16 protein-coding genes and 1 tRNA gene are annotated in these 13,067 nt (G+C 63.9%); 8 read left to right on the top strand and 9 right to left on the bottom strand.

All coding sequences use genetic code 11. The features are described from left to right. Window positions 1–1,272: PucR family transcriptional regulator (locus WBQ44_RS02530; RefSeq protein WP_495565165.1), on the bottom strand; the 1,272-nt coding region annotated here is incomplete at its 3' end. A 75-nt stretch (window positions 1,273–1,347) separates the two neighbouring features. Then, entirely contained in the window at window positions 1,348–4,167 is a 2,820-nt protein-coding gene (aceE, locus tag WBQ44_RS02525; protein ID WP_495565166.1) for a pyruvate dehydrogenase (acetyl-transferring), homodimeric type, read from the bottom strand. 266 nt (window positions 4,168–4,433) lie between these two features. Between aceE and WBQ44_RS02520 the strand changes: the two genes are divergently transcribed. From WBQ44_RS02520 to WBQ44_RS02510, 3 genes are all read left to right on the top strand, one after another. After that, complete coding sequence (locus WBQ44_RS02520) at window positions 4,434–4,856, top strand: DUF3052 domain-containing protein (protein WP_495565164.1); 423 nt, start codon at window positions 4,434–4,436, stop codon at window positions 4,854–4,856. A gap of 26 nt (window positions 4,857–4,882) precedes the next feature. Continuing rightward, entirely contained in the window at window positions 4,883–5,341 is a 459-nt protein-coding gene (locus tag WBQ44_RS02515; protein WP_495565163.1) for a peroxiredoxin, read from the top strand. Between the two features lie 141 nt (window positions 5,342–5,482). Then, a tRNA-Val gene (locus WBQ44_RS02510) sits at window positions 5,483–5,557 on the top strand. Between the two features lie 2 nt (window positions 5,558–5,559). Here WBQ44_RS02510 and WBQ44_RS02505 read toward each other — a convergent pair. Next, window positions 5,560–6,189 (bottom strand): TetR/AcrR family transcriptional regulator, encoded by a 630-nt coding sequence (locus WBQ44_RS02505; protein WP_495565162.1) that lies wholly within the window; start codon window positions 6,187–6,189, stop codon window positions 5,560–5,562. Window positions 6,190–6,272: 83 nt separating this feature from the next. Here WBQ44_RS02505 and WBQ44_RS02500 point away from each other — a divergent pair, with 83 nt between their 5' ends. Beyond that, on the top strand, window positions 6,273–6,917 hold the full coding sequence (locus WBQ44_RS02500) for a TetR/AcrR family transcriptional regulator (RefSeq protein WP_495565161.1): 645 nt from the start codon (window positions 6,273–6,275) through the stop codon (window positions 6,915–6,917). Window positions 6,918–6,927: 10 nt separating this feature from the next. On the opposite strand, the gene WBQ44_RS02495 is transcribed toward WBQ44_RS02500, so the two are convergent. From WBQ44_RS02495 to WBQ44_RS02475, 5 genes are all read right to left on the bottom strand, one after another. Further along, window positions 6,928–7,320: a DUF5313 family protein gene (locus tag WBQ44_RS02495; protein ID WP_495565160.1), complete on the bottom strand. Its 393-nt coding sequence runs from the start codon at window positions 7,318–7,320 to the stop codon at window positions 6,928–6,930. Beyond that, window positions 7,317–7,775, bottom strand: a complete 459-nt coding sequence (locus WBQ44_RS02490) for a MarR family winged helix-turn-helix transcriptional regulator (RefSeq protein WP_495565159.1) — start codon at window positions 7,773–7,775, stop codon at window positions 7,317–7,319. The genes WBQ44_RS02495 and WBQ44_RS02490 overlap by 4 nt, the downstream gene beginning before the upstream one ends. 21 nt (window positions 7,776–7,796) lie before the next feature. Further along, a complete protein-coding gene (locus WBQ44_RS02485; RefSeq protein ID WP_495565158.1) occupies window positions 7,797–8,420 on the bottom strand; it encodes a LysE/ArgO family amino acid transporter in 624 nt (207 codons plus the stop codon). A gap of 92 nt (window positions 8,421–8,512) precedes the next feature. Then, window positions 8,513–9,436, bottom strand: a complete 924-nt coding sequence (locus WBQ44_RS02480) for an NAD(P)/FAD-dependent oxidoreductase (RefSeq protein WP_495565157.1) — start codon at window positions 9,434–9,436, stop codon at window positions 8,513–8,515. 57 nt (window positions 9,437–9,493) lie between these two features. Then, window positions 9,494–10,651, bottom strand: coding sequence for an iron-containing alcohol dehydrogenase (locus tag WBQ44_RS02475; RefSeq protein WP_495565156.1), 1,158 nt, complete (start codon window positions 10,649–10,651; stop codon window positions 9,494–9,496). A 162-nt stretch (window positions 10,652–10,813) separates the two neighbouring features. Here WBQ44_RS02475 and WBQ44_RS02470 point away from each other — a divergent pair, with 162 nt between their 5' ends. After that, window positions 10,814–11,203, top strand: a complete 390-nt coding sequence (locus WBQ44_RS02470) for a hypothetical protein (RefSeq protein WP_495565155.1) — start codon at window positions 10,814–10,816, stop codon at window positions 11,201–11,203. A gap of 31 nt (window positions 11,204–11,234) precedes the next feature. Beyond that, window positions 11,235–11,483: a hypothetical protein gene (locus WBQ44_RS02465; protein WP_495565154.1), complete on the top strand. Its 249-nt coding sequence runs from the start codon at window positions 11,235–11,237 to the stop codon at window positions 11,481–11,483. Between the two features lie 46 nt (window positions 11,484–11,529). On the opposite strand, the gene WBQ44_RS02460 is transcribed toward WBQ44_RS02465, so the two are convergent. Continuing rightward, the gene (locus tag WBQ44_RS02460; RefSeq protein WP_495565153.1) at window positions 11,530–12,084 is read right to left on the bottom strand and encodes a permease; all 555 of its coding nucleotides are present in this window, start codon (window positions 12,082–12,084) and stop codon (window positions 11,530–11,532) included. 148 nt (window positions 12,085–12,232) lie between these two features. On the opposite strand from WBQ44_RS02460, the gene WBQ44_RS02455 reads away from it, so the two are divergent. Then, window positions 12,233–12,358 (top strand): hypothetical protein, encoded by a 126-nt coding sequence (locus WBQ44_RS02455; RefSeq protein WP_495565152.1) that lies wholly within the window; start codon window positions 12,233–12,235, stop codon window positions 12,356–12,358. A 62-nt stretch (window positions 12,359–12,420) separates the two neighbouring features. Further along, the coding region (locus WBQ44_RS02450) for a cobalamin biosynthesis protein (protein ID WP_495565151.1) at window positions 12,421–13,067 on the top strand (647 nt) is incomplete at its 3' end.

The raw sequence follows: 13,067 nt of genomic DNA, 5'->3' as shown, positions 1-13,067 counted from the left end.
CGCGACCCTGAGGACGTACGCGTCGCGCGATTGAGTGGGGTCGCGTCCTGTGACTTCCGCTATTCTTTTCAGCCGATACCGGACCGTATTTGGATGAACAAACAGCTGCCTCGCGCAGGTTTCGACTGCGCCGCCACAGTCGAGGTAGGCGTCCAAGGTGTCCGCGAGCCCCGATCCTGCCGACGACAGTGGCATGACGACGAGGTCGTTGAGCGCCGACATCGCCGCCGAATCGCCGAGTAGTGCACGCTCGGGAAGCAGCTCGCCGGCGTGCACGGGGCGAGGCGCACCACGCCATCCTGCGACGGCCTGCATGCCCGCGAACGCTTCCACCGCACTCGAATGGGCGGCACCGAGAGTGCGAGTCGTCGGCCCGATGACGACGGGGCCGTCCGAGAAGTTCTGCAGCATGTCGGCAAGGAACCCGCTGCTCGCGGGGTCGTCGCCGAGCTGGCCGCTGACGACCATGACGAGCCGCGTGCCCTGCACCACCGCGAGTGCGGCCCGATCGTGCTTCTGCGCGACTGCGTGCACGGTGCCCACCACCGATACGCCCTGGTCCTCGGGTGGAGTACCGACAAGCACTGTGGCTGGAGCCGTCGCGTCCCAGTTCAACGTCGCAGCGCGAGACAACATGTCCGACCCCGTGTCGCCACGAACCACGGCATCGACGACCAGCGCTTCGAGCCGGGTGTCCCAGGCCCCCCGAGATTCCGCGGCGCTGGCGTATACCGACGCCGCCGCGAACCCCAGCTCACGCCCGTATCGGAGAACCGCCTCCGTCAACGCGACGAGCTGCTGGTCGTTCCGAGCCAGTGCCGGTAGCCACTGCTCGAAGAATTCCATTGCGACGCGAACCATGTCGACCGTCTGGCGAAGCGTCAACCGCCGAGCCAGGTCCTGCGGAATGACCTGAAACGCATCCAGACTGAACCGAATGTCGCTCTGCGGGTTCTTCAACCACTCCAGGAAGTTATCGACGGCCGTCTGAATCAACAGCTGCACGCTGGCCCGCTGCGCTGCGTCGAGGCCACCGAAAAACGGCAACTGCGCCTGCATTGCCGTCACCGCTTCGGTGGACAAGCGACCGGAGAACTGTTTGACCCGGCGCAGCAGAGCGTCCGGCAGCGGATCACGCTTCTGGCGCGAAGGCGTCAAAGCCTTGACCGGCAGATGCACCTCGTTGTCGGTGATGTAGTCGTCCACGACCTTGTTTTCCCGACCGCTTTTGTCCGCTTCGGTCACTCCGCGGGCTCCGCTCCTGTCGACCATGTACAAAAACCTACGCCCGCCCACCTGTGTCCGATTGCGCGGACACGGGCGGGCGGGCGGAGATCATGGCTGTGCTCAGGCGGAACCGGTATCGGCGAACGACGTCGGTGCGGCCAGAACATTGTCGATCTGGTACTTCTTTGCTGCCTCGACGGCCTTGGAGATGTCGATCTCGCCCGAAGCGGCGAGAGCGGACAACACCGCGACGACGATGGACTCCGCGTCGACATTGAACACGCGCCGTGCAGCGGGCCGGGTGTCGGAGAAGCCGAAACCGTCGGTGCCCAGGGTGACGTAGTCGCCCGGAACCCACTGACGGATCTGGTCGGGAACCGCACGCATCCAGTCGGATGCCGCGACGATGGGACCGGCAGCGCTCGACAACGCCTGCGTCACGAACGGCACCCGCTTTTCGGCGCCCGGGTTCTGCAGCGCTTCCTTCTCCGACTCGATACCGTCGCGGCGAAGCTCGCCCCACGAGGTGACCGACCAGACGCCGGAGCGAACGCCCCATTCGGACTCGAGCAGTTCGCGTGCCTTACGAGCCGAGACCAAGCCGACTCCCGACGCCAGGATCTGCGCCTCGGGTCCGTCGCCCTGCTGCGGCTTCTCGAACAGGTAGATGCCCTTGAGAAGCGCCTCGACGTCGAGGTCTTCCGGCTGAGCCGGCTGCTGGTAGGGCTCGTTGTAGAGGGTGATGTAGTAGAAGATGTTCTCTCCACCGAACCCCTCGACTCCTTCGGTGCCGCCGTACATCCGACGCAGACCGTCCTTGACGATGTGTGCGATCTCGTACGAGAACGCCGGGTCGTAGGCAACTGCTGCCGGATTGGTCGACGCGAGAAGGAGCGAATGCCCGTCGGCGTGCTGCAGGCCCTCACCGGTCAGCGTGGTGCGTCCCGCGGTGGCGCCGAGAACGAACCCGCGGGCCATCTGGTCGGCTGCGGCCCACAAGCCGTCGCCCGTCCGCTGGAAACCGAACATCGAGTAGAAGATGTACAGCGGAATCATGACTTCGCCGTGCGTGGCGTACGAGGTTCCGACCGCGGTGAACGACGCCGTCGAGCCGGCCTCGTTGATGCCCTCGTGCAGGATCTGGCCGCTCGAGTTCTCCTTGTAGGCGAGCATCAGCTCGGAGTCCACTGACGTGTACAGCTGCCCGTTGCGGTTGTAGATCTTGAGCGACGGGAACCACGAGTCCATACCGAACGTGCGTGCCTCGTCCGGAATGATCGGCACGATGCGGTGACCGATCTCCTTGTCGCGAAGGAGCTCCTTCATCACGCGCACGAGCGCCATCGTGGTGGCGACGTCCTGCTTGCCCGAGCCCTTGAGCAAGGTCTTGTAGGTGTCGTCGCTCGGCTGAGGAAGCGGCTGCGGGGAGACACGTCGCTCGGGCACGAAACCGCCGAGTGCGCGTCGACGATCCAGCATGTACTGGATTTCGGGCGCGTCCGGACCTGGGTGGTAGTACGGCGGCAGGTATGGATCCTTCTCCAGCTCCTCGTCGGAGATCGGGATGTGCTGGAGATCGCGGAAGGTCTTGAGATCATCGAGGGTCAGCTTCTTCATCTGGTGCGTCGCGTTGCGCCCCTCGAAGTGCTTGCCCAAGGTGTAGCCCTTGATGGTGTGCGCCAGGATGACCGTCGGCTGGCCCTTGTGCGCCATTGCCGCGGCGTAGGCAGCGTGAACCTTGCGGTAGTCGTGGCCACCGCGCTTGAGGTTCCAGATGTCGCCGTCGGACAGGTCCTTGACCAGTTCCTTGGTACGGGGGTCGCGTCCGAAGAAGTGGTCGCGGACGTATCCGCCGTCGTTGGCCTTGTACGTCTGGAAGTCACCGTCGGGCGTGGTGTTCATCAGGTTGACGAGTGCGCCGTCACGGTCGGCGTGAAGGAGTGCATCCCACTCGCGTCCCCAGACCACCTTGATGACGTTCCAGCCCGCGCCGCGGAAGAACGATTCCAGTTCCTGGATGATCTTGCCGTTGCCGCGGACCGGTCCGTCGAGGCGCTGCAGGTTGCAGTTGACGACGAAGGTCAGGTTGTCCAGACCCTCCGTCGCGGCGACGTGCGCGAGCCCGCGTGATTCCGGCTCGTCCATCTCGCCGTCTCCGAGGAACGCCCACACGTGCTGATCGGTGGTGTCCTTGATTCCGCGGTCGGCGAGGTAATGGTTGAAGCGCGCCTGATAGATGGCGTTCATCGGGCCGAGACCCATGGACACCGTCGGGAACTCCCAGAAGTCCTGCATCAATCGCGGGTGCGGGTACGACGGAAGGCCGCCGCCTGCATCGGAGTGCGAGAATTCCTGGCGGAACCCGTCCATCCGCTCGGCCGGGATACGGCCCTCGAGGAAGGCACGGGCGTAGATGCCGGGGGAGGCGTGACCCTGGATGAAGATCTGGTCGCCGCCGCTCGGATGATCCTTGCCGCGGAAGAAGTGGTTGAAGCCGACCTCGTACAGTGCCGCCGACGAGGCATAGGTGGAGATGTGGCCGCCGACGCCGACACCCGGCCGCTGCGCGCGGTGAACCATGATGGCTGCGTTCCAACGCATCCAGGCGCGGTAGCGACGCTCCATGGCCTCGTCACCGGGGAACCAGGGCTCGTTCTCGGTGGGGATGGTGTTGACGTAGTCCGTCGAGGTCAGGGACGGCAGAGCGACGCGACGTTCACCTGCTCGCTCGAGCAGACGCAGCATCAGGTAACGGGCGCGTGCCGGACCCGACCGCTCCAGAAGACCGTCGAAGGATTCGATCCATTCGTTGGTCTCGTCATTGTCGATGTCGGGTAGATACGATGCAACACCCTCGCGGATGACGCGTACCCGACCATTCGAGCCGGTGGGCCCGCTCTTCGTGCCGGCAGGGGCGCTCTGCCGATCGTCCTGGTTCAACTCGGACAACGTGTGTACTCCTCAATGTGGCGGTCGCTCGGTGCGGCGGCCGTTCCAGGTATCTCGCCTTCTGTGACGGCGAGCTACGTTCCTCATTCCGGTGATGCTCCTCAATCCTCCTACACATGTTCCGCGGAGGTCGTACAGAGTCCCGTTACTCACCAGTAAAAATTTATGTACGCAATTTCGGCGCGGTCAGCTTGCGCTAGCGGCTGAAACACTGTTCGCTTGCACTACTTCACCCACTATGCAAGGAGGTCACCACCGTGGTCGCCGCGGCGGACGCTCAGAACTACGCTCAGAAACTCGGAATCACCCGCGACTTGGTCGTTCAGGAACTGGGCTGGGACGAGGACACAGACGACGACCTGCGGGCGGACGTAGAGGAAACTATCGGCGGTGAAACCCTCGACGAGGACTCGGACGAGGTGATCGACGTCGTGCTGCTGTGGTGGCGCGACGGAGACGGTGATCTCGTGGATGCCCTCATGGACGCAATCGGTCCTCTCTCGGACGATGGATTCGTCTGGGTACTCAGCCCCAAGACCGGACTCCCCGGACACGTCGAACCCAGCGAAATCGCTGAGTCGGCGCCTACAGCCGGATTGACGCAAACTTCCGCGGCCAACCTCGGCGACTGGATCGGCAGCCGATTGGTGCAGCCGAAGACCCCTGCAACCAAGCGGTAGCAGGAAACGACGGGAATTCGATTTCGATGCCACTCGAGGTGGGCGCTCCCGCGCCCGACTTCACGCTGAAAGACCAGAACAACCAGGAAGTCACCCTGTCGTCGTACCGCGGCGCCAAGAACGTCCTGCTGGTCTTCTATCCGCTCGCCTTCACAGGCACCTGTCAGGGCGAGCTCTGCAAGGTAAGAGACGAACTGCCAAAATTCGAGAACGACGAAACTGCGATTTTGGCAATCTCGGTCGGGCCTCCTCCGACGCACAAGATCTGGGCTGCAGAGCAGGGCTACACCTTTCCGCTGCTGTCCGATTTCTGGCCCCACGGTGCCGTGGCCCAGGCGTACGGGGTGTTCAACGACAAAGCCGGATTCGCAAACCGGGGAACGTTCGTCATCGACAAGGACGGCACCATCCGCTTCTCGGAGATGAAGCAACCCGGAGAACCCCGCGACCAATCCGCGTGGGAAACCGCACTGGCAAGCGTCTGACCTCAAATCCATGTGGGCGAGAATTCGTACGGTTACGAATTTTCACTCACATGGAGGGCGTCCGACCTGCCGAATTGTAGATCCGGCGTCAACAAGATAAATTTCTCCCAGCGTTCCGGCGGTTCCCAATCGCCGGTAGACGGGCGTATAGCTCAGCGGTAGAGCTCTGGTTTTACACACCAGCGGTCGGGGGTTCGAACCCCTCTGCGCCCACCACTTCACCCGACGGGTTCGCTTTTGGCCGGCCTCGTGCCGGCGATGCGGTCGGCCAATTCGACGCCCGCTTCGACGAATCGTCGCTTGCCCAGCACCGTCAAGGACCGGTCCTCGGACAGGAATGCCGACGCAAAGATTTCGATTTCGGCGATCATGGCGACCGCTACGACACCGGCCTCCGCCGCACTCGCTTTTCCGCGTGCCTTCTTCACTGCGTTGCTGAGCACGGGAATGAGCACGAGGGCATTCTCACGGCGTATCGCCTCGACTTGTTGACTCGCTCCGCGCGACTGAACGAAGTAGACCGCAGCCCGAGTTCGATTCTCGGACAACCAAGCAACGAACGGCTCGATCAAAGCACCCATCGCGCGCGCAGGGACGACAACCTCGGTGGCAATGCGTTCGATTTCGGCTACGTACACCGAGGTGAACTCCCGCAAGCCTTCGAGAAGGATCTCCTCGCGCGACGGGTAGTGGTAGTAGATGGCCGCCGACGTCATCTTCGCGGACGCGGCGATATCGGCAACGGTGACGGCATCGACCGGACTCGACGCGAACAACTCGAATGCCGTTTCGACGATGACTCCGCGCCTGGACGGACGGTGCGCTGGACGCTTTGCTGCGGGTGACAAGGGACTCTCCTGAGGCTTTCACTCGTACCGGTCATCGGTCATGCAACACTAGTGCTTCAGGCGCAGCAGGGGGAGGCTTCGAGTTGAGCGAGCAGGGGACGAGCAACACGATCGAGAAGAAGTCGCCGCACAGGCCGTCGCGGCGGCAGGAAATCGTCGGCGCTGCCATCCGTGTCTTCGCGGCCAAGAGCTTCTCCGATGCCAGCATCCAGGACGTTGCGGACGAAGCCGACGTGGTTCCGTCTGCCGTGTACTACCACTTTGCAGGCAAAGACGAGCTGTTCGAGTTGGCGATGCGCCGTGTACTCGACATGGTCAACGCAGTGGTGACCGATGTTCGCACACAAGAGGATTCGGATGCCGAACCGTCACTGGAGGCCGTCATCATAGCGGTGTGGAATTGGGTGGAGGCGCACCCCGACGAATCGCGACTGCTGCACTACCACTTGCCCGGGGCCACCACCGAGGCGTCGAGCCTGCGACGTGAATTCGAAGAAGTGCACGTGCAACGCGCATTCGACTACCTGCCGGCCAGCCAGGTACCCGCCACGAAACGCGAAGCGGCGATCGAGCATGCGACGCACATGCTGTCCACCAGAACCCTCATCGAGTTACTGATGACCATCCACGCCCTTCGGATGGACGAGGGACCGCTGAGCAAGCATGCATCGAAAAGCCTGAGCCGTGCCGTGGTCACCGTCGGCCAACGTATCGTCGTCGGCGACTGACGGCACGGGATTATCGACGGCGTAGGTGCAGCTTTTCGTACCGTTCGCGTTCGTCCTCCACTGCACGGCGTTTACGGTCGCTCTGCAGATCCGATGGCAGACCGTGCAATTCGAGTCGACGCGCACGATTGAGTTCCATGAACGCGGCCGTGTAGAACAATGCGAGCAGAAGGCTGAGCAGAACCATCGACCCACGTAGCCACAGCGCGCCGGGGAAGAGGACGAAGAAGCCAATGAAAATCGGCGTGAACGGAATCATCGACCGGCAGATGTGTCGTGGTACAGCACCTTTACCGGTCAGATCGTTCTTGACCCACTCCTGCATGGAGGGTGGCAGCTTTCGGCCGACGATGTAGCCCAGCCATTGCCGAAAGTTCGGGCGAGTCGTTCCCCGGTCGGTCATGCGAGTGCTCCTGCTTCGATTGCGGCCCGGTTGATCCGACCGAGCACGGTGTGCAGTTCTTCGAGTTCGGCGATGTCGACACCCAACTTGTCGACGACAGCCGGGGGGATTTTCTCCGCCTCTCGTCGCAGGGCCGCACCTGCCTTGGTCAGATCGACGTCGAGCTGGCGTTCGTCCACAGCGCTTCTCGTGCGCACGACGAGACCGTTGACCTCGAGGCGTTTGAGAAGAGGGGACAGGGTGGGAGAATCGAGTTGGAGGGCTCGCCCGATCTCCTTGACCGACCGGGGCGACTGCTCCCACAGCGCAAGCATCACCAGGTACTGCGGATGGGTGAGCCCCATCGGTTCGAGCAGTGGACGGTACACGGCCAGCACCGCCCGATTTGCGACTGCCAGAGCGAAGCACACCTGCCGGTCGAGCGCCAAGGGATCGTTGTCGGACACGAATTCCATCGTACACGAATGGTTCGTGCACTAACTATTAATTGCCTTGACGGCCAGTCCAGCACCCAGGATGAGCATGAACACCGCGATCGCACCGTCGAGAACGCGCCACGCCACAGGCTTGGCGAACGCCGGCCTGAGCAGTTGCGCGCCGTACCCGAGGGCCGTGAACCACGCGATGCTTGCCGCTCCAGCGCCCACGCCGAACCAGACCCTGGCCGTGTCGTACGTTGCCGCGACCGATCCCAGCAACACGACCGTGTCGAGATAGACATGCGGGTTGAGCCACGTGAGGGCAAATGCCGTGAGAACCGCGGGTCCCATGCGCGTGGCAGTGGTGCCGCCATCGAGCGTCAACGATGACATCCGATACGCGCGACGTGCGGACAGGGCGCCGTACACGAGAAGGAACAGCGCCCCGCCCCAGTAAGCGAACCGCACCAGGCCGGGAACTCGGTCGATTGCATAGCCCGCCCCCGCGACGCCGGCGCCGACCAGGATCAGATCCGACAGCGCGCATACGGCGACGACGGCGAACACGTGCGTCCTCGCAATTCCCTGTCGCAGGACGAACGCGTTCTGTGCGCCGATGGCGACGATGAAGGACAGTCCGAAAGCGAAGCCGGCAAGAGTCGGTGCGAACGATGAGGGCATGCACCGAAATTATGCCCAGCGAGCGGATAAGTACAACGAATGTTTTTGACCCTGCATTAGCGAATCTTATCGGGCTCCCAGTTCCGCGGCGGCTACCGATACACGGTGTCCACCAGGTGCCGACCGAGGTCGGTACCTGAACGCCACGCGCTCTCGACACGGGGCGATCCTGTGGGGCACCACTGGTCGCCAGCGAAGTACACGCGCCCGGAATCGGAGTCGACGGAACCGTAAGTCGCATCGTGTGCGTCGGCCGGCTTACCGAAAGTCCACCGATGGGCGTGAGTCCACGTCGGCGCAGGGGTGCCGATCAACGAAAACACCGCCTGTGCCGTCGGGGCGACGGCAGCCTCGGGATCGTCGAGGTGCGCACTAGCGAACTCCGGCGTCGTGTGGACGACGAGAACCGGCGCGTCGTCTCCTCTCCTGGCGCCGTCGTGCGCGAGAAATTCGACGGTGGGTTCGTCGTTGACGAATGCCGCGTGCTCGAACGGCAATGACAGGGAATCGAAACCGAGGACGACGGTGACGACGGGGGAGTATCTGACGGCGTCCGGTACGGGCGCGAGTCTCGCGGCCTGAGGATCGGGCATCGCAAGCACCACGTGACCCTCGGGCAGCGAAGCGATGTGTTCCGTGTGAGAAGGCATGTCGTGCAACATCTCTCGTACCAGTGAGCGAAGGCCACCGGGGGTGGACCACCTCATCGGCCCGCTGCTCGTGCCAGGATCGGAACCAGGAGACAGCACGCCGAAGGTATCCGTCCACGGCCGCGTGAGTTCGGCTGCTTCCCAGCGGGCGACCAACGCCTCGAACTCGGGGTCGCGGACGGTGAAATATCCGGCGCCTATGTCTACCCGCCGATCGTGCAAAACCGGCGAGGCCATTCGTCCCCCGACTGCGCGTCCACGGTCGACGAGTCGGAACGACACGCCTGCGTCGCGAAGAACCACCGCGCAGGCCGCACCTGCAATTCCCGCACCGACGATGGTCACGACGGGAGCACTCGTACTCATCCCATCACCGTAGGCGCTGTGCGGCATCGGTGCTCGTGCGCCGACTGCGTGCAGGTGTCAGTACACGACGCGATACAGGTCGGCGATTTCGTCCGCGGTCGGGACAACGGGGTTGTTGGCAGGCGAACCAGACGCCAAAGCTTGCTCGGCCATCAGCGGAATCAGCTCATCCCAGCGTGCGCGGTCGATGCCGAAGGTGGCGGGGGTCGGCACCTCGACGTCGGCGCAGAGTGCAGTGACGAACTCGACGAGTTTGCGAGCCGCCGCGTCGTCCGAGTCGGACGGCTCCGCCGCGCCCAGCTGTCGGGCGCAGTCTGCGTACCGACCGCGCGCGCCCGGAATCGAGAACGCGGTGATCGCGGGCAGCAACATTGCGTTCGACAAGCCGTGCGCCACATGGAAGTGCGCGCCGATGGGGCGGCTCATCCCGTGAACCAGGGCAACACTCGCGTTGGAAAACGCCATTCCCGCCTGCGTGGACGCCACCATCATGGCCGCGCGTGCATCACGATCGGAACCGTCCCGATATGCCGTCAACAGGTATCGACCGATGGTTTTCATCGCCGACAGGGCCAAGCCGTCGGAAATGGGATTTGCTTTATTGCTGACGTAGGCCTCGATGGCGTGCGTCAACGCATCGACGCCGGTGTCCGCGGTGAGCCGGGGAGGCATGGACACCGTGAGCTCGGAGTCGACGATCGATGCGACAGGAAGGAACGACAACCCCGGGCACAGCATCTTCTCGTCGGTGGCGACATCGGTGATGATGGTGAATTGAGTTGCTTCGGAACCACTTCCAGCGGTGGTCGGAATGGCGATGATGGGTAACGCGAGACCGGCGGACACTGTGGGCGCCTTGAAGTCGGCCATCGCGCCGCCCTGCACCGACAGCACCGCGAGCGCTTTGGCAGTGTCCATCGGACTGCCACCGCCGAACCCGATGACGGCATCCGCGCCGTGCTCGGCCACTGCGTCGAGCCCCGCCTGCAGCGACTCCGTCGTCGGGTCGGGCACCGTCTTCGAAAAGACTGCGGGCTTGATGCCGGCTGCTTCGATGATCGACGTCAGCCGCTCGGCGGCACCATTGCCGACCATGAATTGATCGGTGACGAGTAGGGGACGCGCGACGCCGAGATCGGTCAACACCTCGCCGAGAGTCTCGACCGCGCCCGGGCCGATCTTCAGAAAACGCGGAAACGAGATATTGGCAATCACGCCTACTCCTTGGTCGTACTGCTCGAACGCAACTCTCGGCCAGACTATCTCCGGCGTAGCCGTTGTCGGCCTCGTTCGGACACACCGCGCCACGCAAGCAGCGGACTCGAAGATCCGTAGGGTGGACGAGTGGATATCGGTCGCTGGAGAAGCAGACTGCCCGTGACCAGGCCCAGTGACGGTGAACTGGTGGGGTGGACGGTCTCGGAGAATTACGACGAGTACAGCGTCGATGCAGTCAATCCCGTCGGCCACGTCGTCTCGGTGGGTCTGCCCGTCGACACTGCAGCGGAAGTGCTCGTGCGGGACGGGCTGGCGTCGTTGTCCACTCCGTGTTGGGCTCTGGCGCCTGTTCCGATTGCTGCCGACACCGACCTGCGTGCACCGAACCATTCCTGGCGCTGGCGAAGATTCGTACTCGTACAGCTCGAGGACACGCGGGTATGGATTCGGCCGGCCTATCCGAGCTGGGAAGAGCGACGTGTCGAGCTCGCGTTGCCGATTCCCGTCGACGACGTGCTGGTCATCGAGCCGCCCGACGAGCGCGAATGAAATACCTCTGGCGCTCGCCTACGGTGGCTCTATGACTGTGGACGATTTCGGCGGCCGACGCACCATCTCGGCAGAAGAACTACTCGTGGTGGTCGGCGACTACGCGCTCGTCGACGAGACGGGCGAGCAGCGCGGGAGAATCGAGTCGGTCGACCAGGACGGTCTATCTGTCGTCGTGACAGTCGCCGACGACGACGGACCGGTACAGCTCATGTTCGCCGCGGACGCGCAACTGACCATCGAACCGTATGACGGTGGCAAAGCACCCGTCGTGCCCTGACACGAAACCCGATCCCCGACAACGGCTTCGATGTAGAGGGAGTGGCCTACGCGCTCGGCGGGGTCTGCGCGGTAGCGGCGCCCCGACGCACGGCTGCTCGCCTGCGCCGACTGCGCACGATGACGAACGCCAGCAACGCGAACGCGGCGAACGCAATGACGGCACCCAGCGCGGTTGCTCCGCGGAAGCCCGGGGCCTCGGTGTCGAGCGTGCGTTCTCCGGCATGGGCTGCGTTGTTGCTCCCGAGGACGATTGTCAGCGTCAGCAGGTTCGGGATGGCGGCCACGACGGCGAGTATCAACGCCACTATCGCAGTGATCTTGCCGCCTCGCCGCTTGCGAACGGCGAACGCGGCGGTGAAGAACGCAAGAGAGAGAAACGTGCAGACGACGCCGAACGCGAGGCCCCAGGCAATGCCCTTGGTGAAGGACTGATCGGACAGATTCGCGACGCGGATACTCCACCAGCGCGGAAGGAAAGCCGACAGAATCAGGTAGGCGATCACCAGGGCGACTGCTGCTACGGCAACGACGATTGCCTTGTTGACCCAGGCGGGTCTGCCGGACGTGGTGGGAGCGGGGGATGTGCCTTCGGCTGTCATGGGTCGATCTTAGCCGCGCGGTCGTGACTGCAGACACATGTGACGGCGCCCTCATGTGCATGTTCATCGGTCTACCCGTCGGTAACAATCAAGATCAACATCGCCCGGTAACGGGCGCGGCACAGAAGAAAAATCGTTGGGGGACACCATGGCAATGCTCGTGATGACAACTGTCGGCTTCGTCGGATTGGCGATGGCAATGCTCGGCTCCGGAAGCGACCTGGACTTCGGGAACCGTCGGGTTGCGAGCGCGTACCGGCAACGCTGGGCCTGACCTCACAGTTCCGACCCCCGTCCGGATTGCTGCGCCGCGGCCCGCTTCGTTACCGTCGTAGCGTGCACATCCGGGCCGCCCGATCACGAAGCTGCGCCGCAGGACTCGCGCTAGGCCTGGTTCTCGACCTGGCGTTCGGTGACCCGCGTCGTTTCCATCCAGTAGCAGGCTTCGGTCGCGGCGCAACCGCACTCGAACGAGCGACCTACCGTCGTTCGCGGTACGCGGGCACGGCGCACACGTTACTGGCTGTGGGTGGGGCGGTCGGCGCTGGTTTGGCTGCGGATCGTCTTGCACGTCGGGGTGGCCCTGTTGCGGAAGCAGCACTGACCGCGGCGACGGCGTGGGCGTGCCTGGGCGGGACGAGCCTCGCCCGGACGGGTTCTTCGATGGCGCAGCACCTCGAGGCAGGTGATCTCGACGAGGCCAGGAAGCTGCTGCCGTCCTTGTGCGGACGAGACCCCAGCGTGCTCGCCGCGGAGGGGTTGGCTCGGGCATCCGTCGAATCCATTGCCGAGAACACCTCGGATGCCGCTGTCGGCGTTGCCTTCTGGGGGGCTGTGGGCGGCGTGCCGGCCATGATGGGCTACCGCGCCATCAACACCCTCGACGCCATGATCGGATACAGGTCGCCGAAATACCTGCAGTTCGGGTGGTTCGCGGCTCGCCTCGACGACGCCGTCAATCTCGCCCCGGCGCGGCTCACGGG

The organism is Rhodococcus sp. (in: high G+C Gram-positive bacteria), assembly GCF_049591685.1.
Lineage (GTDB): Bacteria > Actinomycetota > Actinomycetes > Mycobacteriales > Mycobacteriaceae > Rhodococcoides.
The sequence above is the reverse complement of the archived record's forward strand: the minus strand, read 5'-3'. Positions and strand labels throughout refer to the sequence as shown.